This window comes from Nocardiopsis alborubida, from assembly GCF_012396365.1.
GTDB lineage: Bacteria > Actinomycetota > Actinomycetes > Streptosporangiales > Streptosporangiaceae > Nocardiopsis > Nocardiopsis alborubida.
In genome coordinates this window covers 187,400-209,523 of sequence record NZ_JAAXPG010000004.1, presented here as the reverse complement: position 1 = coordinate 209,523, position 22,124 = coordinate 187,400, and the positions used below count along the sequence as shown (strand labels likewise).

Here is a 22,124-nt window from a genome sequence, read left to right as displayed (position 1 = left end):
CAGGCTGGCAGGGCGGCGGTCCGCCCGGATCAGCCGATCGGCCATCCGAACGGCCACGCCGGCGTCCGCGCGGACGGCCGGGCAGGGCCGGCGGGCGAAGGCGCGGACGGCTCCGTCCTCACCGGCCCCGGGCCGGGTCGTCCAGGTCGACGACATCGATGTCCAGGCGGGCGACGGACAGGCCCAGCCGCTGTTCGGCCAGGGAGCGCATGGCGCGCCGGGCGGCGTCGGCGGCGTCGGGGATGGGGAAGCCGACGGCGACCCGCGCCGTGGCCCGGACGGAGAGGCCCTCGCGGGTCTGCTCGACGCGGCAGCGGCCGACCACGACGCCCGGGACGGACTCGACTGAGGTCCGGAGCATGGCCGCCACGGCCGACTCCCTGACCTCGGTGCCGCCGGGACCGGAGCCGCTCAGGACGATCGTCCCCTCGGAGCGGCGCTCCGCACGCACCACGCGCATGACGTCCGCGAGCAGCCCGGGAGGAGCGGTGACCTCCTCCTCGCCGTCCCGGCGCACCGCGTCGACGAGCGGGCGCAGCCCACTCGCCTCCGCCCGGCAGTGCTCGCAGGCGGACTCGTGCTCGGTGAGCCGACCGGACAGCAGGTCCCTCAGGAGTGCGTCCACCGAGGTTCCGCAGGGCAGTCGGTCGTGGTCGTCGGACGGGTCTACCGCCATGGCTCAAGCGCCTCCACGAGATGGGTACGCGCGCGGTGAATACGTCCACGCACAGCGGTCGGGGTCGTGTCGACGATCTCCGCTATCTCTTCATAGCCCAATCCTTCCATTTCGCGCAGAACCCAGCAGATCCGCTGCGGGGGCGGCAGTCCCGACAGGGCTTCGAGCAGAGCCTCGCGCAGGTCGCCCGCGAGCGTCACCCCCGCCGGCCCGGGCTCCCGTGCCTCCAGCCGCTCGTCGTCCTCCACCGGTTCCACCGGCCTGCGGGCACGCAGCATGTTCAGGGCGCGCCGCCCCACGATGCGGTTGAGCCAGGCGGGGAAGCTCTGCGGGTCGGCGAGCTCGGGAAGCCTGCGCCACGCGGTGACCAGGGCCTCCTGTGCCGCGTCCCGCGCGTCGGCGGGATCGCGCAGCACACGCAGGGCGATCCGGTAGACGGCGTCCTGGTGCCGACGGACGAGGTCCTCGAACGCCCTGTCGTCCCCGTCCTGGGCGCGCTCCACGAGCACGCTCTCCGGAAGTGCGGTTTCCCTGTGCATCGTCGCCGCGGCCACCCCTCCCGTACACGAGCACAGAGAAACTACCCCAGGTTTCTGCCCGAACACGGCAGCCCCGCGCCCGAGCCTCCCCCACACTGGCGGTGACGCAGGTCACATGAAAGTGACCGTGAGCCGACGGCCCTCCCCCGTGTCCTTCCCTGTGACGGCGCCACGACGGGCGACGCCGAGCGAGCGAGGAGCACCGCCATGGGAGAGACCGGGTTCGACCCCAGGAGAACGGCCGCCTGGCGCGCCGCCGGAGCGGCCGCCCCGGCGGGGACTCCGCCCCCGGCCCGCACCCCCGGCGCCGTGCCGGAGCACGTCCGGACCGACAGCCGGGACGCGGTCGTCGACGCGGCGGCCCGCTTCACGGCCTCCTCACGGAGCCACCGGCGGTAGAGGCCGCAACGCCGCCGACGGAGAAGGAGGAGGAGTCGGCGGCGCCGCCCGGGGAAGACCGAAGGTCCAGCTCGGAGCGGCACCGGCGGCCCCGACCGAAGGACCGGCGGACGGGCCCGCCCGCGGCGGGCCGCCCGTTTCCACCCCGAACCGAGAACCCGACAACGCAAGGAGATCCGACCATGGCCGCGAAGAGCGCCCAGAACAGTGGACCCGCCCCCGCCGAGCTGCGCGAGGCGGGCGGCGCGAGCACCGTCCCCGTGCGCGCCCAGCACTCCCACGAACTGAACACTGACACCGGGCGCACCTCGATCGCCGACCACGTGGTCGCCAAGATCGCCGGCATGGCCGCCCGGGAGGTCCGGGGCGTCCACCACATGGGCGGCGGGGCCGGACGCGCCTTCGACGCCGTCCGCGAGCGCATCCCCGGCTCCACCTCCACCAGCACCGCGGCGCGCGGCGTGGCCGTGGAGGTCGGCGAGCGCCAGGCCGCGGTGGACATCAACCTCGTCGTCGAGTACGGCGTCTCGATCCCCGACCTGGCGGCCGTCGTGCGGCGCAACGTCATCTCCGGTGTGGAGCGGATGACCGGCTTGGAGGTCACGGAGGTCAACGTGACCGTGGACGACATCCACCTGCCGGACGAGGAGGAAGGCCGCTCCACCGCCGCCGAACCGAGGGTCAGGTGACGGCGGAGCGGCAGCGGCACACCGGCAGACACGATGTGAGGGAGTGAGGACCCATGTGGTCGATCGTCGGACTCGCCTTCGGGGCGGTCCTCGGCCTCGCCGCCGCCTTCGGCGGCTTCGGGGCCTTCCTCCTGGTCCTGGCCCTGGGGGCCGCGGGCTTCCTGGCGGGGAGGGCCTACGAGGGCGAGGTCGACCTCGCGGAGCTGTTCACGCGCCGTGAGCGCGGCGGTCGCCGGTGAGCGCCGCCGAGGCCTTCCCGGGGAGCCGCGGCCCGGCCGCCGGGGATGACGCCGCGGTGGCCGCGGGAGCCGGGGCAGGCGCGGAGACCGCCGCCGGAACGCCCGACGCGCGTGCGCGGTCCGGCGCCGAGCCGGACCGGCGCGCGCCCCGGCTACCGCCCGAGGAGCGCGGCACCACGGTCGTGTCCGACCGGGCGGTCCGCCGCCTGGCGTGCGCGGCCGCCGCCGAGCACCGGTCCACCCGCCCCCTGGGCGACCGGCTGGGCGGGCTGGTGGGCGAGGGCCGGACGGCCCGCGCCGAGGTACGCCGGGGCGGCTCCCGTGTGGGGCTGCGCCTGGAGATCGCCGTCGCCTACCCCTCCCCGCTCGCCCGCACCGCCGAGGAGGTCCGCGCGCACGTGGTCGCCACGGTGGAGGGCCTCACCGGGCTGACCGTCCACAGCACCGACATCGAGATCGTCGAACTCGTACCCGCGCCGCGGGTGCGCTGAGCCATCGGAGGAAGCGGACATGACTTCCCTCCAGGAGGAGGAGCGGACCCGAGAGGCGTCCGCGGCCCCGGGCGACCTCCCGCCCGGGAGCCAACACGGAAGCCGGAGGGCCCGGCGGACCGCGGTGAGGGTCTTCCGGCCCCGGCGGGCGCTGCCCGCCGTCGTGGTCGCCGCCTCGGTGGCGGTGGTCTCCGGGCTGGTACTCGCCGTGATCACCGCGAGCCTGGTCGGCCTGCCCGCGCCGTTCCCCGCGGTGGACGGCATGGTCGCCCACGCCGCCACGACCCCGTGGGAGGCGCCCGAGACCATGCTGGCCTCCGCGGTCGCCGCCGCCCTGGGCCTGACGCTGCTGATCGCGGCGTCGCTGCCCGGGTACGGCGGCCACCTGGTCCTGCGCACCGACGACCGCGACATGGCCGTGGGCCTGTCCCGTCGGGCGCTGCGCGACCTCCTCGCCGTCTCGGCGCGCGGGGTGGACGGTATCCGCGGCGCGCGGGTGCGGGTGGGCCGCGGCACGGTGCGGGTGCTGGCGCGCACGCACGTACGCGGCGACCGCCGGCTGAGGCGGGACGTGGACGCGGCCGTGCGGCGGAGGCTGGAGGAACTCGTCCCGGTCCGCGCCCCGAGGGTCCGCGTCCGGGTGCGGGAGGAGGCGTGAGCATGGACGGACGGCGATCCGTACCGGAACCGGACCCAGCCGACACCCGTCCGGGCGACGCGGACCCAGCCGATACCCGTCCGGACGACACCGGTCCGGGCGACGCGGACCCGGTGGACGCAGGCGCAGTCGGCACCGGCACGACACGCGCCAGCGCGGCACACGGGGGCGCACCGACCCGGTCCACGATCCGGGGCTTCCCCCACCGCCGCAGCAGGAGGACGGCTCGGGGCAACCGGCTCGGGCTGTTCCTCACCGGCCTGGTACTCCTGGTCGTCGGCGCGGCCGGGCTCGCCGTCGGCGGCGGCCTGTTCGGCGACGGTCCCGCCGCCGCCCCGCTGACCGGCCTCGAACCGGTGGCACGGGCCCTGGCCTGGCCCTGGACCCCACACGCCGCCGCGGCGGTCGCGTTGGTGCTCACCGTGCTGTCGGTGCGCTGGCTGCTGGTCCAGGGCCGCGCGTACCGCCCGCGCAGGCTGCTCGTGGGCCCGGACACGGCGTCGGGGCGGACCGAGGTGTCGCCGTCCGCCGCCGGGAACGCCCTGGCCACCCGGCTCAGCGCGCACCCGCGCGTGGTGCGCGGCAGGGCGAGGTTCACCGAGTCCGCGCGGGAGCCGCGCCTGTGGCTCGACCTGGTGCTGACCGAGGACGCCGATCCCGTGGACGTGTGGCGCACCTGCCGGGACGAGGGAGTCGGCTCCCTGCGCGCGTCCCTGGAACTAGAGCGGCTGCCCACCGTCGTGCGCATGTCGGTCTCGGGGCGCGGCGGGGGCAGAGACCTCGCCTGAGCCGCACATCCCGCCGAGGCGCAACGCAAGCAGGCACCTCACCTGCCTCGCACGCCCCGTCGAAGGAAAGCAGGAGCAGACACCCCACTGTCCCGCACACCCCGCCGAGGGGATGCGGGAGCGAAGACCCCGCCTGGTCCGCGCGCCCCCGCTGAGGGGAGGGGGCGGGGCCGGGCGGGCGACGGGGGCGGCGCGGTCCGCCTGTACAAGGGGAGACACCGGCGTGACCCCGCCCCCGTCATCACACCCGTGTTCCGCACGCCCCGATTCCGTCGTGATCCGGACCGGCGGCGGTCCCGTGTGTGCTATCTTCGCCACTCGCGGCGACCCGGACCTGAGCCCCGTGCGACAGGGACGTGCCGGACCCCCGTGTCTCCCCGGCCCCCGGTGTCGAGACCGGTAGTTCACCACCTGCACGTCTCGACACACCAGGAGTCCACGCCCGTGCGCGTCTACTTCGCGGTGTACGCCCGAGGGCTGCACCGCTATTCCACCTACCGCGCGGCCACGATCGCCGGGATCTTCACCAACTCCGTCTTCGGCACGATCAACGCCACCGTCATGCTCGCCCTGTTCGCGGCGCGCCCCGAGATCAACGGCTACGACGCCGGGGACGCCGTCACCCAGGTGTTCGTCAGCCAGGGCCTGATCGGCATGGTCGCCATCATGGGCCCGCCCCTGGAACTGGGCGAGCGGGTGCGCTCGGGCGCCGTGGGCACCGACCTGATGCGGCCGGTCTCCCTCCAGGGCTGGTGGCTGGCCGAGGACCTCGGCCGGGCCACGTTCAACCTGGTCTTCCGCGGGGTGCCCACGTTCACCGTGGGGATGCTGTTGTTCGACCTGGACCTGCCCGGCGACCCGGTCCGCTGGGCCGCCGTCCTGCTGTCCGCCGTGCTGGCCACACTGGTCTCGTTCGGACTGCGCTACCTGTACGAACTGGCCGGGTTCTGGCTCCTGGACTCCAGCGGGATCTGGGCGGTGGCCGGGCTGCTCGGCCCGGTGGCCGCCGGGATGCTGCTGCCGCTCACCCTGTTCCCCCCGGCGCCGGCCGACACCCTGCGGCTGCTGCCGTGGGCGTCGATGGTCCAGATCCCCGCCGAGATCATGCTCGGCAAGGACACCCTGCCGGGCGGCACCGTGCTCGGCGGGCTGGCCCTCCAGGCGTGGTGGGCCGCCGCCCTGTTCGGCCTGGGCGCGTGGGTCACCGCCCGCGCGACCCGCAGGGTGGTGGTCCAGGGTGGCTGACCTGCTCTTCCGCGCCCGCGAGTCCGTGGCCTGGCCGCTGCGCGCCTACCTGCTGCTGGCCTGGACCTGGTGCCGTGCCCTGGCCCAGTACCCGACCTCGCTGGTGCTGATGACCCTGGCGACCTCGATAGGCGTGTTCGCCGAGATCGGCGCCGTCCTCGTCGTGTTCGGCCACGCCGGGCGGCTGGAGGGGTTCAGCCTCGCCGAGGGTCTGCTCATCGCCGGGTTGGCCGCGACCGCCTTCGCCTGCGCCGACATGCTGCTGGGCAACGTCGAGCGGCTGGGGCAGCACATCCGCGCCGGAACGCTCGACGCGATGCTGGTGCGCCCGGTGCCACCGCTCGTGCAGATGGCGACCGACCGGTTCGCGCCGCGCCGCCTGGGCCGGATCGTCCCGGGCACGGTCGTGGTCGCCTTCGCCCTGGCCGCGTGCGACATCGACTGGACCCCCGGCAGGGTGCTGATGCTGCCGGTGCTGCTGGTGTCGGGGACCGCGATCTGCTGCGCGGTCTGGGTCATCGGGGCGTGTCTCCAGTTCTTCGTCGCCGACGCCCGTGAGGCGGCCAACTCGATCACCTACGGCGGCCAGGCCCTCACCGAGTACCCGCTGGCCATCTACGGCCGCGACCTCGTGCGTGCGGTGACCTTCGTACTGCCGCTCGCCTTCGTCACCTGGCAGCCCGTCCTGTACCTGCTCGACCGCCCCGACCCGACGGGGCTGCCGGACGCCCTGCGTCACGCCACACCCCTCGTCGCCGCCGTCCTGTGCCTGGTCGCCGCCGCCTGCTGGCGCTTCGGGCTGCGTCACTACCGATCCTCCGGGAGCTGAGCATGACCTCCGTCCGTGAGTCCGGCGCGTCCGCCGCCGAGCCGATCATCGAGGCCGTCGGCCTGGGCCGCGACTTCGTCCTGTCCGAGGGGCCGTTCCTGCGGCGCAGGCGGCGCACCGTCAGCGCCGTGCGCGACGTCAACCTCACCGTGCGGCCCGGTGAGATCGTCGGTTACCTGGGCCCCAACGGTGCCGGGAAGAGCAGCACCATGAAGATGCTCACGGGCATCCTCACCCCCACCTCCGGACGCCTGCGGGTGACCGGTCTGGAGCCCTCACGCCAGCGGACGAGGCTGGCGGGCCGGATCGGCGTGGTGTTCGGCCAGCGCACCACCCTGTGGTGGGACCTGCCGCTGCGGGACAGCCTGGAGCTGACCCGGCACATGTACCGGATCCCGGCCGCCGACCACGCCCGCCGCCTGGCCGAGCTGACCGAACTCCTGGAACTGGGGCCGTTCCTGGCCACCCCGGTGCGCCAGCTCAGCCTGGGCCAGCGCATGCGCGGCGACCTCACCGCGGCGCTGCTGCACGGCCCCCGGCTACTGGTGTTGGACGAGCCGACCATCGGTCTGGACGTGGTCAGCAAGTCGAGCATCCGCGAGTTCCTGCTCCGGCTCAACGCCGAGGAGGGCACGACCATCCTGCTGACCACGCACGACCTGGGAGACGTGGAGCGCCTGTGCGAGCGGGTGGTGGTCATCGACCGGGGGAGCCTGGCCTACGACGGCGGTCTGGACGGACTGCGCGCGAGCGTGCCCGCGCCGCGCGTGCTGGTCGTGGACCTGGCCGAGCCCGCGCCGGCCATCGAGGTGGAGGGCGGCCGGTGCGTGCGCGTGGACGGCCCGCGCCAGTGGCTGGAGCTGTCGGAGAACCCGGCGGCGGTGATCTCCCGCGTCGCCCAGCGGCACGAGGTGGTCGACCTGACCCTGCGCGAACCCGACATCGAGGGCGTGGTGGCCGCGCTGTACCGGGGGACGCGGAGCCCAGAGGAAACGAAAGGGCTCTGAACTGCGATGATCTTGTACTTATAGCCGATGTCGGCGCTCGAACCTCGCTATAAGTACAAGATCACGGCGAAGGGGCGGGTGGTGAACCCTTCCGCGCCGACGGCGGGTGGCGCGCGCACCACTCCCGGAGGGGAACGGACACCCTGGAGACCGGTCCCGTTCCGGAGAATCCTGGAGGGCATGAGAAACCCTGAGATCGCGCGCGAGACGGTTCCCTACCCGGTGCGCAGGACGGTTCCCGGCCCGGTGCGCTGGGCGGCCGCGGCGTGGGCGACGGCGGTGGCCTGCGGTGTCGCCGAGAGCGCGGTGGCGCTGGCGGGCATGGTCGCGGCGGGTGAGGGCGTCCCGTGGCCGGGGCTCGCGCTGCGCCTGGCGGTCTACACGTCGGCGGCCCTGGTGGTGGTGTGGTTCGCGCGGGGCCACCGGTGGGCGCGGGCGGCCCTGGTCGTCGGGCTCGGCGTGGTGGGCGGCCTGGGCACGCTGGTCGGGCCCCTGGTGCTGGCCGTGCTGGAGGGCGGCGGGATCCTCGACGCGATGGGCCACGCGTCGCACGGGCCGCTGTACCCGGCGCTGCGGACCGCGCACATCGCGTCGGTGGCGACGGCCGCCGTGCTGACGTTCGCCCCCTCCTCGAACCGCTTCTTCGCCAAGGCCTCCGGACGACCGGAAAGCGCGTCGGTGTAGGGGACAGGACCGGATGACGGGTGCGCCCGCCCCCGGGCGGACGGAGGGCACGCGCCTACCGCGGTTTTCCGGCCCCGGCGGCGAACCGGACCGGGGGTGGCGGGATCATCGCTGTCATGGAATCAGGCGTGGTGTTGGGGATCGCGTTCGCGGTGCTCTCGTGTGCGGCCTACACGGCCGCCGCGGTGGCCCAGCGCAGGTTGGCGGTACGGGTGGCCGGGCCGCTCACCGGCGGTGGACAGCTCGCGGCCCTGCTGCGGCACCCGCTGTGGTGGCTCTCCCTGCTGTTCAACGGGGGCCGGGCCGGTTTCCAGGTGGCGGCGGTGAGCAACGCACCGCTGACCGTGGTGCAGCCGCTGGGCGTGCTGGTACTGGTGTTCGGCATCCCCTGGTCGGCGCGGCTGGGCGGGCGGAGGGTCACCCGCGAGGAGTGGAGGGGCGCGGCGTTCACCTCGGTGGCGCTGGGCGTGCTGCTGGCGGTGACGGTGACCGGCGGCCAGGGCGGCGTCCTCGACGACACCGGCTCGGTGGTGGTCGGCGGCGGTACGACCGCGCTCCTGCTGGCGACCGCGTGGGCGGCGGGGCGTGTCCGCTCGGCGGCCTGGCGCAGCTACCTGCTCGCGGGTGCGGCGGGCGTGGCCTTCGGGGTCTCCTCGGCCACGGTCAAGACGGCGGTGGCGGTCATCGGGGAGACCGGCGCGATCGGGCTGGTGCACGCGTCCTCGCTGGCCACGCCCGTGATCGCGGTGCTCGGGCTGTTCCTGGCCCAGGCCGCCTACCAGGGCATGGAGCTGGGCGCCCCGCTGGGGATCACCACCTTCACCAACCCCGTCTCCGCCGCCGTGGTGGGCGTGGCCTTCATGGGCGAGACCTACGCGGGCGGGTGGATCGGCGGCGCGGTCGCGGTGGTGTGCGCCCTGCTGGCGGCGTACGGGATCCGGCTGCTCACCGTTCCGCAGGGCCCGGCCTCCGAGCGGGAGCCGGAGATGCCGCGGGAGCCGGGGAGCGTGGCCGGGGAGCGCTGACCGGTCAGCGGACACGTGTCGCTGACCGTGCGGGTGCCGCACGGGTGCCGAGCCGGACCGCGCTCGGCTCCGCCTGACCCGTGGTGGCCGCGCCCGGCCGCAACGGGGCGGGCGCGGCCATTGCGTTGGCGGTTAGGGCCCACTTGTGAGCAGGTTTCCGTTGGACCCGGTGGTGACGAAACCGGTTGTGTCGCCGGTCCCTATTTCGTTGCGTTGTTTCGTCACCCGAAAACGCGTTCGGTTGCACGCTGCCGAAGGGACCGCCCGGCGGGCCGAAGGACCGACCGGAGCGGTGCCGGGCGGGGTGCCCGCCCGGTGGCCGCGCCGGTCGAGCGGAGGGCCGTGATCCCCGTCGGCCGCGTGACGGCCTCGTGGCCGCTGACCACAGCGTTGGGCGCCTGCCGTCACCGGCCGGACAGCCCGGAGAGCGGGTACCGCGACCACCCGCGGCGCGATCGGCCGGGGCGCCCGCGGAAAGCGCGACCACGCGCGCACACGGTTATGGGAACGCTCCCAAAAGGGGGATGGGCACCCTCGGGAAAGTGGGGAATACTGTCCGCCATGGCCGGTACGGTCCCGCTCCGACTGCCGCGCGCCACGGTGTTCGCCGCGGTGTGCACGGGCCTGTCCTCCACCGGGCACGTCCTGGCCTCCGGACACGCGGTGTCGCCGCTCGGCCTCTCGGCGGGGTTCGTCCTCGTCCTCGCCGTCGCCCACGGGCTCTTCCGCTCCGAACAGCGCCTCGGTTCCCTCGTCGCGGCGACTCTGTGGGGGCAGGCAGCCCTGCACCTGTTGTTCGCGGTCGCGTCGCCGGGCGGCTCCGCGTCGCACGGCGCCGCCTCCCACCCGGCCGGGTCCGGGGCGCTGGAGGGGGCCGGGATCGGGCCGGGCATGCTCCTCGCCCACGCCGCCGCCGGGGTGGCGTGCGCGTGGTGGCTGCGCCAGGGTGAGCGGGCCGTCCTCGCCCTCGTCGACCTCGTACGCTCCCTCTTCCACCGCCTGCTGGTCCTCGTCCCCGCCCCCGCCGCTCCCGCGCGCCGGGGACCCGCGCGGTTCCCCGGACGGACGCCGCTCCGGTACCGCGCCGCCCTCCTGCTCCTGCGGCACGTCCGGATCCTGCGCGGACCGCCCGCGGCCTTCCTGTTCTGAGCCACCCCGCCGGTGCCGCCAGCGCCCGGCCTCCACCGACACGTCGGTGTCCCACGCATGCCCGCACCCCCCGGGCAGCCCCGAACCAGACCCTGGGAGCCCCCATGACGTCCCATGCCCCCGACCGGCTCGGATCCCCCGAGACGCCTCCCCCTCCGAACCGCCGCTCCTCCGTCTGGGCGGCTCTGCGCCAACTCCTCCTACGCCTGCACTTCTACGCCGGGCTCCTCGTCGCGCCGTTCATCGCCGTGGCCGCCCTCACCGGACTGCTGTACGCGTACGCGCCGCAGCTGGAGCAGGTGCTCTACGCCGACCAGCTCCGCGTCGCCCCCGGAGACAGCGCGCTTCCCCTCCAGGAACAGGTGGACACCGCGGTCGCGGCCCATCCCGAGGGAACGCTGAGCGCCGTGCGCCCGGGCACGGAGCCCGACGAGAGCACCCGCGTCCTCCTGAACGTGGAGGACCTTCCCGAGAGCTACCGGCTCGCCGTCTTCGTCGACCCCTACAGCGGCGAACTCCTCGGCGAAACGACCAGCTACGGCAGCAGCGGCGCGCTGCCCGTGCGGTCGTGGCTGTCCGAACTCCACCGCCACCTGCACCTGGGTGAGTTCGGCCGCCTCTACAGCGAACTCGCCGCGAGCTGGCTGTGGGCGGTCGCGCTGGGCGGGGTCGTGCTGTGGACCGCGCGTCGGCGCAGGGTCCGCCGCCTGCGCCGCACCCTGCTGCCCGAGCCCTCCGCGAAGGGGCGCAACCGGACCATGTCCTGGCACGGGTCGGTCGGTATCTGGGCCGTGGTCGGTCTGCTGGTGCTGTCCGCCACCGGGCTGACCTGGTCCCGGTTCGCCGGGGCCAACGTGACCGACATGCGGGTGGCCCTCGGCTGGACCACTCCGGCGCTGTCGGCTCCCGCCCCGTCGGAGCACGGGGACCACGGGGACCACGAGGACCACGAGGACCACGGCGGACACGGTGACCACGCGGACCACGGCTCGGCCGGGCAGGGCGTGGACCTGGACGCGGTCCTGGAGTCGGTGCACGCGGTGGGGATCGACGGCCCGATGGAGATCTCGGTGCCCGCGGAGGAGGGCGCGCCCTTCACCGTCCAGGGAACCGGGCGGAGCTGGCCCGTGCACCAGGACGCGGCGGCGGTCGACGCGACGAGCGGTGAGGTGGTCGAGGAGCTGCGGTTCGAGGACCACCCCTTCATGGCCAAGATGGCCACGTGGGGGATCGCCTTCCACATGGGCCTGCTGTTCGGCCTGCCGAACCAGCTCCTGCTGACGGCGGTGGCCCTGTCCGCGCTCTTCCTCGTGTTCTTGGGCTACCGGATGTGGTGGCTGCGCCGCCCCACCCGGGACACCGCGTTCTCCGTGGGACGGCCGCTCGCCCCGCGCGGGACCTGGCGGGGGCTGCCGTGGTGGTGCCTGGCCCTGGTCGCCGCGGCGGCGGTGGGCGTCGGCCTGTTCCTGCCGGTGTTCGGGGTCTCCCTGCTGGCCTTCCTCGTGCTGGACGCGCTCCTGGGCCTGCGGCGCGGGCGCACGCGGCCGGAGACCGCCCCGAACCCGTGACGGCTCCGTCGGGGCCGGAAGCGCTCGGGTGAGCCTCCGGCCCCGGCGGGCGTGGATGAAGAATTCCTCATGTTCGTTTCATCTCGTATTCCCCCGCGCCAGGAATGCTCGGCGAGTATGAGATCACCACTGTTGTTGCTGTTGGCGGGCACCGTCGCGGCCTTCCTGGCCGCGGGGGCGGTCCTGGTGTGGGCGATGCCCGAGCGCACCTCGGACACCGCCGCCCCGGGTGAGGTGGTGGTCGGGGAGTCCCCCGGCGCCAGCCCCGCCCCTCCCTCCGACGAGGACGTCGTCCCTCCCCCGCCGCCGATCACCGACCACGACGGCGACGGGACTCCCGACGAGGAGGACCCCGACCACACCGGGGCATCGGCCGAACCCTCGCCGGCCCCCTCCGGAACGCCGGGTCAGACCCCCGACCTCACCTGCGGTGACGGCGGCGGCGATGATGACGACGACGACGACTGCGACGACGACGAGGACGACGACGATGACGACTGAGGGGCGTTTCGACGGGGACGCCCCGACCGAGGACCTCGGCGGCGTGGTCGGCGGCAACGCCTGGGGCGCGTCCGCGCACGCCGACATGAACTCCACCATGGTCATGAGGGGACCCCAGCCGGAGGTGCCGCAGAAGCGGCGCATCCCCGCCAGGCTCCTCATCATGGCCTGGGTCGTCCTGCTGATGGCCGCCGTCCTCGTCCTGGTCAACATCCTCACCTGGAGCGCGCTCACCGCGCGCAACGACGAGCGCGTCGACCGAGCGCTGTCCCAGGAGATCGGCGAGTTCCAGGAGTTCGCCGCCGTGGGCGTGGACCCCGGCACGGGCGAGCCCTTCACCGACGTCTCCACCCTCATCCGACTCCATCTGGCCCGCCAGTACCCCGACCGGGCCGAGATCCTGTTCGGCTGGGTGGAGGAGTCGGCCTCCGGCGGAGGCGCGGGCGGCGCCCCGGAAACCACGGCCCAGCCCGGACGCATCCGCCAGGGCCAGGAGCCGCCCTTCGACGTGTCCGCGGACCCCGCGATGGTCGCGGAGGTCCTGGAGGCGTCCAGCGCCCGGGGGACCCTGGACACCCCCGCCGGTCCGATGCGGTGGGAGAAGATCCGCGCCCTGCCCCCGGACGGCCGCGGCGACGCCGCGGGCGCGGGGTGGTTCGTCATCGGTTACTTCACCGAGGCCGACGACGACACGGTCACCACCACCACGCAGACGATCGCGCTGGTCAGCCTGGCCGGGCTGATCGCCGCGAGCACCGCGGCCTGGTGGGTGGCGGGACGCTTCCTCGCACCCGTGCGCCTGGTCCGGCAGACCGCCGCGCACATCACCGAGGAGGACCTGACCCGGCGCATCGACGTTTCCGGGCGGGACGACATCGCCGCGCTCGCCGAGCAGTTCAACAGCATGCTGGACCGGTTGGAGGGCGCCTTCACCGCCCAGCGGCAGTTCGTGGACGACGCCGGGCACGAACTGCGCACGCCCATCACCATCGTGCGCGGCCACCTGGAGCTGATGGGCGACGACCCAGAGGAACGGCGCGAGGTCCTGCGCCTGGTCACCGACGAGCTGGACCGGATGAGCCGGATCGTGGAGGACCTGCTGCTGCTCGCCAAGGCCCAGCAGCCCGACTTCCTGCGCGAGGAGGAGGTGTCCCTGGCCGAGCTGACCAGTGACATCGACGCCAAGGTGCGCAGGCTCGGCGACCGCGACTGGCGCCTGGAGTCGCTGGCCGAGGGAACCGCCCTGCTCGACCCGCAGCGCGTCACCCAGGCCGTGGTGCAGCTGGCCGCCAACGCGGTACGGCACACCGCGCCGGGGTCCACACTGCGCGTGGGCTCGGGCTTCAGCGGCGACGACGTGCTGTTCTGGGTCGCCGACCAGGGGCCCGGCATCCCGGCCGAGGAGCACGGCCGGATCTTCGAGCGCTTCTCGCGGGGCAGCGGGGCGGCCAGGGGGGACCGGGGCGCCGGTCTGGGCCTGGCCATCGTCCGCGCCATCGCCGAGGCCCACCACGGGCGGGTGGACCTGCGCTCCGCGCCGGGCGCCGGTTCGACGTTCACCCTCGTCATCCCCACTGGAAAGAGGTTCGTGTGAGTCGCATCCTCATCGTCGAGGACGAGGAGCGGATCGCCTCGTTCGTCCGCAAGGGCCTGGACGCCAGCGGTTTCACCACCACCGTGGTGGGCACGGGGGCGGAGGCCGTGGACTACGCGGTGACCGGCGGCTTCGACCTGATGCTGCTGGACCTGGGCCTGCCGGACACCGACGGGTTCGACGTGCTGCGGCGCGTGCGCTCGCTGGGCGTGGACATCCCCGTGGTCATCCTGACCGCGCGCGACGGCGTGCGGGACACGGTGACCGGCCTGGAGATCGGGGCCGACGACTACGTCACCAAACCGTTCCGGTTCGAGGAGCTGCTGGCGCGGGTGCGGCTGCGGATGCGCAGCGAGCGCCCCACCGAGCTGACGGTGCTGCGGGCGGGCGGCCTGGCCCTGGACCTGCGCACGCGGCGGGTGGCGGTGGAGGAGACGTCCGTGGACCTGACCGCACGCGAGTTCTCCCTGCTGGAGCTGCTGATGCGGCACCCGGGCCAGGTGCTCACCCGGCAGCAGATGCTGTCGCACGTGTGGGGCTACGACTACGACCCCGGGTCGAACGTGGTGGACGTGTTCGTGCGGGCGCTGCGCCGCAAGGTGGGCGCGGAGCGGATCGTGACCGTGCGCGGGATGGGGTACCGGTTGAACGGGTGAGACGGGCGGTCTGGGAGGGTCCGGTGGCTTGCGCGATCTGGGCGGCCCGGCCAGCCCTACGCCCTGGGTGATCTGTGTGAACCGGGCGGCCTGCGTGTTCCGAGTGGCCCTGGATGACCGGGGGGCTCCGGGAGGGGAGGGCTCCGGTGTGTGACGGGCGACGTTCCGGTGACGAGGGGGCGGAGGTGTCGGTGACACCTCCGCCCCCTCGTCCACGCCTCGGATGACCGGTGCGTGACGAACATGAGGGTTCCCTCATCCACTCCTCATGGGATCCTCACCGCCCGTCCAGAGGATGAACGCATGTTCTGGTTCGCACTGGCGGTCAACACGACCGCGATCATCGCCCTGTCGTACGCCATCTACTTCCGCCGCCACGGGCGGCGCGACCTCCTGCTGGCCTACGTGGCCCTCAACACCGGCATCTTCGCCGTGGTGTCCATGCTGACCAACCAGGAGGTCGGCCTGGCGGTCGGCTTCGGCCTGTTCGGCGTGCTGTCGATCCTGCGCCTGCGGTCGGACCTCATCAGCCAGGGCGAGATCGGCTACTACTTCACGGCGATCGCCCTGGGCCTGGTCAACGCGGTGGCGGCCCCGATGCCCTGGGTGATGCTGGGCCTCAACGCCCTGCTGCTCACCGGCCTGTACGCGGCCGACCACCCGCGCCTGCTCTCGCGGCACGAGCGCCGCATCCTGACCCTGGACGTGGTGCACGAGGACCCCGTGGCACTGCGCCAGGACCTGGAGGCGCGGCTGCGCGGCCGGGTCAAGAAGGTCGAGGTCACCGAGGTCGACTACGTGCGCGACCTGATGATCGTGGACGTGCGGTTCCAGGCGCCCCGGATCGCGTCGGTTCCGGGCCCCGGTCGCGGGTTCGGGCAGGGCTTCGCCTCGGTGACGGGACGGACGGGACGCCGATGAGCCCCGCCGGCCTCGCACCCGTGGAAGCCCCCGTCACCGTGGAGACACCCATGACCATGGAAGCCCTCGGGCCCGTGGGATCGTCCGCTCCCGCGGACGCGCCCTCGCCGGTCCTGGCGGAGCTGCGCCCGATGTCGCTCACCGAGATCAACGAGCGCGCCGCCCTGGTGACCCGGACCTGCCGCAAGTACCTGGTGCCCGCCGAGCTGCTGGAACCGCTGTTCGCGGGCGCCGGGGACCGGTTCGGGGTGCTGACCATCGACGGGCAGCGGGACTTCCGGTACTCGTCCACCTACCTGGACACTCCCGACCTGCGGACCTTCCACGACCACCGCCAGGGGCGGCGGGTGCGTTTCAAGGCCCGGACGCGAACGTACGTGGACACGGGGACGCGCATGTTCGAGATCAAGCTCAAGGGCGCGCGCGGGATCACCGACAAGACGCGGATCGCCTACACGGGGCCGCCGGACCGGATGACCCCCGAGGCCCGGAGGTTCCTGGACGACACCCTGCGTTCGTACGGCATCGAGGCGCCGGACGTGCTGGCGGCCAGCGCGGTGACCGACTACCGGCGCACGACGGTGGTGGCCTTCTCGGGCGAGGAGCGGGTGACGGTGGACACCGGCCTGGTCGGCTACCGGGCGGGCTGGTCGGTGCGGATGCGCCCGGAGGCGGTGCTGCTGGAGATCAAGACGCGCGGCGGGCTCACCGCGACCGAGCGCAGGCTGCACGAGTACGGGGTCCGGGAGGCGCGGTTCACCAAGTACGGGGCGACCGTGGCCGCGCTGGAGCCCCGGCTGCGCGGCAACCGGTGGCACCGTGCGATGGGCGCGTGCCTGGACCATCCGGCGCCGTGCTCCCTGGAGCGGGCGCGGGTGGGGGCCGCGCCCGCTCCCTGACGGGACCGGTGACCGGGACCCCGGAGTCCGCCCGCACGGGTCCGCCGGGTGGTCCGACGGCCTGTCACCCCACGGCACGGGGCGCCGTTCCCACCGTCCCCGCACGGAAAAACCGGATGCGCTCCCCGCCTCCGGTCTGTGACCATGTCCACCACACGACAGAGGGAGGTCGGGTGCGGGACCAGAACGGGTGTCTGATCCTCTCGGGGATGCCCGGAGCCGGAAAGTCGACGGTGGCTCCGTTGGTGGCCGCACGGTATCCGCGTGCGGCCCACGTCAGCGGGGACGTTCTGTCCTACATGGTCGTCCAGGGACGCGTCGCCTTCAACGAGCGGCCCGCGGAGGAGGCGCGGCGTCAGCTGCGGCTGTGCGTGCGCAACATGTGCGACCTGGCGGCCAACTTCGCCGACAACGGCGTCTTCCCGGTCATTGAGTACACCATCGACAACCGCCGGATGCTGGACTCCATGGTGGAGATGCTGCGTCCCAGGCCGGTCATGTTCGTCGCCCTGTTCCCGCCTCTGGAGGTGTGCCGGCGGCGCAACGCCACGCGCGACCCCGAGCACCGCGTCGACTTCGACTTCGCGCCGTACTACCGGGCGATGCGGGAGGACCTGGGCGGAGTCGGCTGGTGGTTGGACACCGCGGCCCTCACCCCGGAGGAGACCGCCGACCTGATCCGCGCCCGCGCGCACGAGGAGGCGCTCCTCTGACGGGCCGGGACCGACGCCCCGGAGCCCGCCCGCGCGGGACCCGGATCGCGAGCCTGAGCGGACCCGTCGCCGGGACGGCGGCCGTTGACACGTCCGCGGCCAGCATGAAGGTTTCACGTGAAACCTCGCTGAGCTGCGAGAACGAGGCAGCCACCGTCCCGTATCCGATCGGGACGGTGGCCTGTCGCGACGTCCCTCCCGCTACCGAAGGGGCGTCACGATCCTTCCAGACGTTACCGGGTCCGGCTCCGCCGTCGCCGGTGCGGGCGCGTCCTCAGGCCGCGCACCTCAGGAGGAGGCGCTCAGGTCCACCCGGCGCAGGAGCTGGGCGTTGAGCGCCACGATGATCGTGGACAGGCTCATCAGCACCGCTCCCACGGCCGGGGCGAGCACGATCCCGACCGGCGCCAGCACCCCGGCGGCCAGCGGGACGGCGACGACGTTGTACCCGGCGGCCCACACGAGGTTCTGCACCATCTTGCGGTAACCGGCCCCCGACAACTCGCGGACCGCCACCACGCCGCGCGGATCGTCCGAGGCCAGCACGACTCCGGCGGACTCGATCGCCACATCGGTGCCCGCGCCGATCGCGATGCCGACGTCCGCCCTGGCCAGGGCGGGCGCGTCGTTCACCCCGTCGCCGACCATCGCCACCCGGTTCCCCCTCGACTGGAGGTCGCGGACCACGGCGTCCTTCTGGTCGGGCAGGACCTGGGCGAAGACCTCGTCCAGGCCGAGCCGCCCGGCCACGGCGTCGGCCACGTTGCGGGCGTCGCCGGTCACCATAGCGACGCGCACGCCCCGGTCCTGGAGCTGCCGGACGGCCGCGGCCGACTCGGGGCGGACCTCGTCGGCCAGCGCCAGGGCACCGGCCACCTCGCCGTCCACGACCACGTGCAGCACCGTCGCACCGCGCTCGCGCCATGGCCCGGTGCGTCCGGCCAGGTCTCCCGGCTCGGTGAGACCGAGCGAATCCAGCAGGGACGGACCGCCCACGTGCACGTCGGCGTCCGCGACCGAGGCGCGGACACCGCGCCCGGTCAGCGACCGGAAGCCTGTGGCGGCGGGCACCGCGCCCGCCTCCCGCGCCGCGCGGACGATCGCCCTCGCGAGCGGGTGCTCGGAGTCGGCCTCGACCGCACCGGCCAGGGCCAGCACCCGCTCGGACGTGTGCCCGGAGGCGGCGGCCGTGTCGGTGACGGCGGGGGCACCCCTGGTCAGGGTGCCGGTCTTGTCGAAGAGCACGGTGTCCACGAGGCGGGTGCGCTCCAGTGCCATGCGGTCCTTGACCAGGATGCCGTTGCGTGCGGAGACGGCCGTGGAGATCGCGATGACCAGCGGGATCGCCAGACCGAGGGCGTGCGGGCAGGCGATGACCAGAACGGTCACGGTGCGTTCGACGGCTTCGGTGGCCTCGCCGAGCAGGGTCCACACGGCGGCGGTGAGCACGGCGGCGACCAGGGCGAACCAGAACAGGAGGGCCGCGGCCCGGTCGGCGAGCGCCTGCGAGCGTGAGCGGGACCGCTGCGCCTCGCTGACGAGCCGCTGGATACCGGCCAGAGCGGTGTCCTCGCCGACGGCGTCGACGCGGACCCGGACGGCGGAGTCGGTGGCGACGGTCCCGGCGACGACGCGGTCGCCCTCCGAACGGGTGACCGTGCGGGACTCGCCGGTGATCATCGACTCGTCCATGGCGGCGCCGCCCCCGACGACGGTGCCGTCGGCGGGGACGCGCCCGCCGGAGCGGACCAGAACGGTGTCGCCGGTGCGCAGGTCGGCGACGGCCGCCTCCTCGACCCCGCCGTCGGCGCCGATCCTCTCGGCTCGGTCGGGCAGGAGCGCGGCCAGGGCCTCCAGGGCGCCGGACGCCTGGCCGAGGGCGCGCATCTCCAGCCAGTGGCCGAGGAGCATGACCACGACCAGCAGGACCAGCTCCCACCAGAAGTCGAGTTCCATGCCCACCGCACCGAACGTGGCGAGCATGCTGGAGCCGAAGGCGACGGTGATCGCCATGGCGACCAGGGTCATCATGCCGGGCCTGCGTTCGCGGAGCTCTCCGACGACGCCGGAGAGGAAGGGCCAGCCGCCGTAGAGGTAGACGACGGTGCCGAGGGCCGGCGGCACCCAGGTCAGCGCGGAGGGGACCTGGTAGCCGAGCCAGCCGGAGACCATGTGGCTGGTGAGGACCACGGGGACGCTGAGCAGCAGGCTCCACCAGAAGCGGGTCCGGAACATCGCGGCGTGGTCCCCGTGGCCCCCGTGACCACTGTGGCCCCCGCTGTCTCCGTGACCGGCGTGCTCACCGTGGCCGGGGGCGGCCCCGTCACCGGCGTGCTCACCGTGCGCAGAGGCACCGGCGTGCACGGTGTGCGTGCCGCGATCGGCATGTGCCTCATGAGCGGAGGGGTCCGTGCGCCCGGCACGTCCACCGGGGCTCTCGCCCCTCCCCTGGCCCCTGTGCCCGTCGTGGCCGTTCGGTCCGTGTTCATCTGCGGTCATGTCGTTCTCCCCCCACTCTCGCAACATACCCCAAGGGGGTATCCACGGGACAGACGTTCACCTCGTCGGCGTGTCACTACAAGCAATATACCCCTAGGGGGTATTCCCACAAGAGACGACGACCTCCTCGCCAGCGGGACCGGCGCTCCGGCGCCAGCGGCCACCTCCACGGCCCAGCCCCCGCCGGAGGAGGCGGGAAGGTCCGCACCCGGCCCGGGACCGGGTGTCCGGCACAGCGCCACCCAGCACAGCGCCCCCGCCACCGTGCGCCCGACACCGTGCGTCCGACACAGCACCACCCAGCACAGCGCCCCCGCCACCGTGCGCCCGACACCGTGCGTCCGACACAGCGCCACCCCTCACGGCGCCTCCGCGCGGATTCCCTCCGGGGGCACCGGGGTAGGCCGACGCCGAGTGGACCTGGAGGGACCATGGCCGGACGCGAGATCGACGAACGCGGGCTCCTGAGCGGCCCGAACACCACCGAACGCCCCCGTGCCACGAGCACGGCGGTCTACACGGCCCACTTCGACGCACCGCCCGGCCGGGTGTTCGCTTTCTGCACGAGCCGGTCGGGACTGGAGGACTCCATGCCCGGCGGGGTACGCGTCCTGCGCTGGCCCGAGGCGGGCTTCGCCGAGGGCGAGACGATGGTGATGCGCTGGCGCCTGGCCGGGATTCTCCCCGTGCGCTGGGTCGGCGTCATCGACTCCTTCGAGGAGGGCGACCACTTCACCGACCTCCAGCTGCGCGGCCTGTTCCGGTACTTCCGGCACACGCACACGACGGCGCCCGAGGGCGCCGGAACCGCCTACACCGACCGGGTGGAATTCGCCAGCCTCTTCGGTCCCATTGTGGACAGAACCGTACTAAGGTTTGTGATGGACCGGATGTTCCTACAACGTCTGGCCCGCATGCGGGAACTGGTGGAGGCCGGAGCCTGACCACGGGGAGCCCTCCCGGCTTCCCCACGTCGGCCCCCGGATCCGCCAGCGCCCCCACCAGCACGTACGCGGGTGCGTCGGCGCACCCGGCCCCGTCCCGGACGGGCGTCGGGACCGCGGACGAACGCGGCGCCCGCCGGACCGGGTCCGACGGGCGCGGTGCCACGGGTGGGAGGGCGGCTCAGTCCCTCGCGGGAAGCGCGCCGTCCCTCTCGCCGTACCAGGGCCACCACTGGGTGGTGCGCCCGGACGGGATCATCCGGTCCAGCCGGATGGTCACCCTCAGTGCGAAACCGCCCGCGATCATCCCCGCCACCAGATCCGTGAACCAGTGGAAGTGCAGGTAGATCGAGACGAGGGACTGGAGCAGGGCGATGGCGACGATGCAGTACGCCAGGCGCCGGATGATGTGCGGCCGAGCCGCCGCGAACCGGATGATCAGGAAGAGCACCAGGCCGTAGATGAGGATCGCGTTCGCCCCGTGCCCGGACGGGAAGGCCACGTTGCCCGGCCCCATGAAGAAGTCGGGGTCGAAGTCCTTGGCGTGCCCCCGGTTGATGGCCAGCTTCATCACCGACACCAGCGACATCATCCCCACGACGCCGACCGCGCCCAGCACGATCGGGCGCCAGCTGCGATGCCAGTAGGCCAGTTGGAGCGCGGTGACGCCCAGGACCGGCAGCGCGACCGCACGGGAGGCGACGGTGTCCGGCCAGAGGATCAAGGGTTCGCGGAGCGTGTCCCAGTAGGGCCGGGGCAGCTCGTTCAGGAGGTTGTCGACCGGGTGCAGCGGCCCCGCGGCCAGCATCGTCATGACGATCAGCGCCACGGCCAGCATGATGGCGATGCGGTCCGACGCGATTCCCCACGCGATCTCGCTCACGCTGGGCCATCGGACCGGGCGCACGACGGGCCGCCCAGGGTCGTACACGGTGGTACGCACCATGGGAATCGGCCCGCTGTAGGGCCCCGGGAGCGGTGTCGTCCGCTCTTGCCTGTCGTGTGGCTCGGTCAACTGCCTCGCCCGTGGATGTCGTCGTGTCCTCGAAGAGTGCGTCATGTGCTCAGTGCTGTCTCACACGTCGTGGGCTTGCCTGTGGCACTTGTGAAGCGTGGGGGACGGGCTAGCCGTGGTTGCTGGAACTGATCTGACGTCCTCAGCGCCGACTCGGGGTGGACGTGGCGGAGAGTTCGATACCTTCCGCCCACTCCGTTCGACGGCCGTTCCTTCGGGCTGGTTCACTACGTCGTGATCGGCCTCTGAGCAGGATCGGCGTCCAAGGAACAAGGGGGTCGACAGTGGCGTCTACAGTGTGCCGGGCGCTCGGCCCGGTTCAGGTCGGCGCAGGTCAGGGCACCTCATCGAACTCCTCGTTGTTACGTGGGTCACGCTCCGCGCAGCTTTGTGTGA

At 73.5% G+C, this 22,124-nt stretch carries 24 protein-coding genes; 20 read left to right on the top strand and 4 right to left on the bottom strand.

Annotated elements, in window-relative coordinates; all coding sequences use genetic code 11:
• Positions 1–118 precede the first annotated feature (118 nt).
• Together HGB44_RS06090 and HGB44_RS06085 are read right to left on the bottom strand one after the other, a co-directional pair.
• Entirely contained in the window at positions 119–676 is a 558-nt protein-coding gene (locus HGB44_RS06090; RefSeq protein WP_061081747.1) for an anti-sigma factor, read from the bottom strand.
• Positions 667–1,215 (bottom strand): RNA polymerase sigma factor, encoded by a 549-nt coding sequence (locus HGB44_RS06085; RefSeq protein WP_061081787.1) that lies wholly within the window; start codon positions 1,213–1,215, stop codon positions 667–669. The genes HGB44_RS06090 and HGB44_RS06085 overlap by 10 nt, the downstream gene beginning before the upstream one ends.
• A gap of 207 nt (positions 1,216–1,422) precedes the next feature.
• Here HGB44_RS06085 and HGB44_RS06080 point away from each other — a divergent pair, with 207 nt between their 5' ends.
• The 19 genes from HGB44_RS06080 (at position 1,423) to HGB44_RS05990 (ending at position 17,270) form a co-directional block, all read left to right on the top strand.
• Positions 1,423–1,614: a hypothetical protein gene (locus HGB44_RS06080; protein WP_061081748.1), complete on the top strand. Its 192-nt coding sequence runs from the start codon at positions 1,423–1,425 to the stop codon at positions 1,612–1,614.
• Positions 1,615–1,796: 182 nt separating this feature from the next.
• Positions 1,797–2,303: an Asp23/Gls24 family envelope stress response protein gene (locus tag HGB44_RS06075; protein WP_061081749.1), complete on the top strand. Its 507-nt coding sequence runs from the start codon at positions 1,797–1,799 to the stop codon at positions 2,301–2,303.
• 53 nt (positions 2,304–2,356) lie between these two features.
• Positions 2,357–2,542, top strand: a complete 186-nt coding sequence (locus HGB44_RS06070; RefSeq protein ID WP_061081750.1) for a hypothetical protein — start codon at positions 2,357–2,359, stop codon at positions 2,540–2,542.
• On the top strand, positions 2,539–3,033 hold the full coding sequence (locus tag HGB44_RS32390; RefSeq protein WP_061081751.1) for an Asp23/Gls24 family envelope stress response protein: 495 nt from the start codon (positions 2,539–2,541) through the stop codon (positions 3,031–3,033). Before HGB44_RS06070 ends, HGB44_RS32390 begins: the two co-directional genes overlap by 4 nt.
• 19 nt (positions 3,034–3,052) lie before the next feature.
• Positions 3,053–3,691, top strand: coding sequence for a DUF6286 domain-containing protein (locus HGB44_RS06060; RefSeq protein ID WP_061081752.1), 639 nt, complete (start codon positions 3,053–3,055; stop codon positions 3,689–3,691).
• Positions 3,692–3,693: 2 nt separating this feature from the next.
• Positions 3,694–4,479, top strand: coding sequence for a hypothetical protein (locus tag HGB44_RS06055; RefSeq protein ID WP_061081753.1), 786 nt, complete (start codon positions 3,694–3,696; stop codon positions 4,477–4,479).
• Positions 4,480–4,923: 444 nt separating this feature from the next.
• The gene (locus HGB44_RS06050) at positions 4,924–5,724 is read left to right on the top strand and encodes an ABC transporter permease (protein WP_061081754.1); all 801 of its coding nucleotides are present in this window, start codon (positions 4,924–4,926) and stop codon (positions 5,722–5,724) included.
• Positions 5,717–6,553, top strand: coding sequence for an ABC transporter permease (locus tag HGB44_RS06045; protein WP_061081755.1), 837 nt, complete (start codon positions 5,717–5,719; stop codon positions 6,551–6,553). The genes HGB44_RS06050 and HGB44_RS06045 overlap by 8 nt, the downstream gene beginning before the upstream one ends.
• Positions 6,554–6,555: 2 nt before the next feature.
• Complete coding sequence (locus HGB44_RS06040) at positions 6,556–7,560, top strand: ABC transporter ATP-binding protein (protein ID WP_061081756.1); 1,005 nt, start codon at positions 6,556–6,558, stop codon at positions 7,558–7,560.
• A gap of 180 nt (positions 7,561–7,740) precedes the next feature.
• Positions 7,741–8,244, top strand: a complete 504-nt coding sequence (locus HGB44_RS06035) for a hypothetical protein (protein WP_061081757.1) — start codon at positions 7,741–7,743, stop codon at positions 8,242–8,244.
• A 116-nt stretch (positions 8,245–8,360) separates the two neighbouring features.
• Entirely contained in the window at positions 8,361–9,269 is a 909-nt protein-coding gene (locus tag HGB44_RS06030; RefSeq protein WP_061081758.1) for a DMT family transporter, read from the top strand.
• A gap of 561 nt (positions 9,270–9,830) precedes the next feature.
• Positions 9,831–10,418, top strand: coding sequence for a hypothetical protein (locus tag HGB44_RS06025; protein ID WP_061081759.1), 588 nt, complete (start codon positions 9,831–9,833; stop codon positions 10,416–10,418).
• Between the two features lie 104 nt (positions 10,419–10,522).
• A complete protein-coding gene (locus HGB44_RS06020; RefSeq protein ID WP_061081760.1) occupies positions 10,523–11,986 on the top strand; it encodes a PepSY-associated TM helix domain-containing protein in 1,464 nt (487 codons plus the stop codon).
• Positions 11,987–12,103: 117 nt separating this feature from the next.
• Positions 12,104–12,487 carry a hypothetical protein gene (locus tag HGB44_RS06015; RefSeq protein ID WP_061081761.1) on the top strand — a complete coding sequence of 128 codons (384 nt, stop codon included), beginning with the start codon at positions 12,104–12,106 and terminating at the stop codon, positions 12,485–12,487.
• A complete protein-coding gene (locus HGB44_RS06010; protein WP_061081762.1) occupies positions 12,477–14,081 on the top strand; it encodes a sensor histidine kinase in 1,605 nt (534 codons plus the stop codon). The genes HGB44_RS06015 and HGB44_RS06010 overlap by 11 nt, the downstream gene beginning before the upstream one ends.
• Positions 14,078–14,737 (top strand): response regulator transcription factor, encoded by a 660-nt coding sequence (locus HGB44_RS06005; protein ID WP_061081763.1) that lies wholly within the window; start codon positions 14,078–14,080, stop codon positions 14,735–14,737. Before HGB44_RS06010 ends, HGB44_RS06005 begins: the two co-directional genes overlap by 4 nt.
• A gap of 303 nt (positions 14,738–15,040) precedes the next feature.
• Positions 15,041–15,658 (top strand): DUF4956 domain-containing protein, encoded by a 618-nt coding sequence (locus HGB44_RS06000; RefSeq protein ID WP_061081764.1) that lies wholly within the window; start codon positions 15,041–15,043, stop codon positions 15,656–15,658.
• 50 nt (positions 15,659–15,708) lie between these two features.
• A complete protein-coding gene (locus tag HGB44_RS05995) occupies positions 15,709–16,557 on the top strand; it encodes a polyphosphate polymerase domain-containing protein (RefSeq protein ID WP_061081788.1) in 849 nt (282 codons plus the stop codon).
• Positions 16,558–16,730: 173 nt separating this feature from the next.
• Positions 16,731–17,270, top strand: a complete 540-nt coding sequence (locus HGB44_RS05990; RefSeq protein WP_061081765.1) for an AAA family ATPase — start codon at positions 16,731–16,733, stop codon at positions 17,268–17,270.
• Between the two features lie 288 nt (positions 17,271–17,558).
• On the opposite strand, the gene HGB44_RS05985 is transcribed toward HGB44_RS05990, so the two are convergent.
• Positions 17,559–19,505 carry a heavy metal translocating P-type ATPase gene (locus HGB44_RS05985; protein ID WP_061081766.1) on the bottom strand — a complete coding sequence of 649 codons (1,947 nt, stop codon included), beginning with the start codon at positions 19,503–19,505 and terminating at the stop codon, positions 17,559–17,561.
• 695 nt (positions 19,506–20,200) lie between these two features.
• Between HGB44_RS05985 and HGB44_RS05980 the strand changes: the two genes are divergently transcribed.
• Positions 20,201–20,713 carry an SRPBCC family protein gene (locus HGB44_RS05980; protein ID WP_061081767.1) on the top strand — a complete coding sequence of 171 codons (513 nt, stop codon included), beginning with the start codon at positions 20,201–20,203 and terminating at the stop codon, positions 20,711–20,713.
• A gap of 181 nt (positions 20,714–20,894) precedes the next feature.
• On the opposite strand, the gene HGB44_RS05975 is transcribed toward HGB44_RS05980, so the two are convergent.
• Positions 20,895–21,659, bottom strand: a complete 765-nt coding sequence (locus HGB44_RS05975; RefSeq protein ID WP_061081768.1) for a phosphatase PAP2 family protein — start codon at positions 21,657–21,659, stop codon at positions 20,895–20,897.
• Positions 21,660–22,124: the final 465 nt, after the last annotated feature.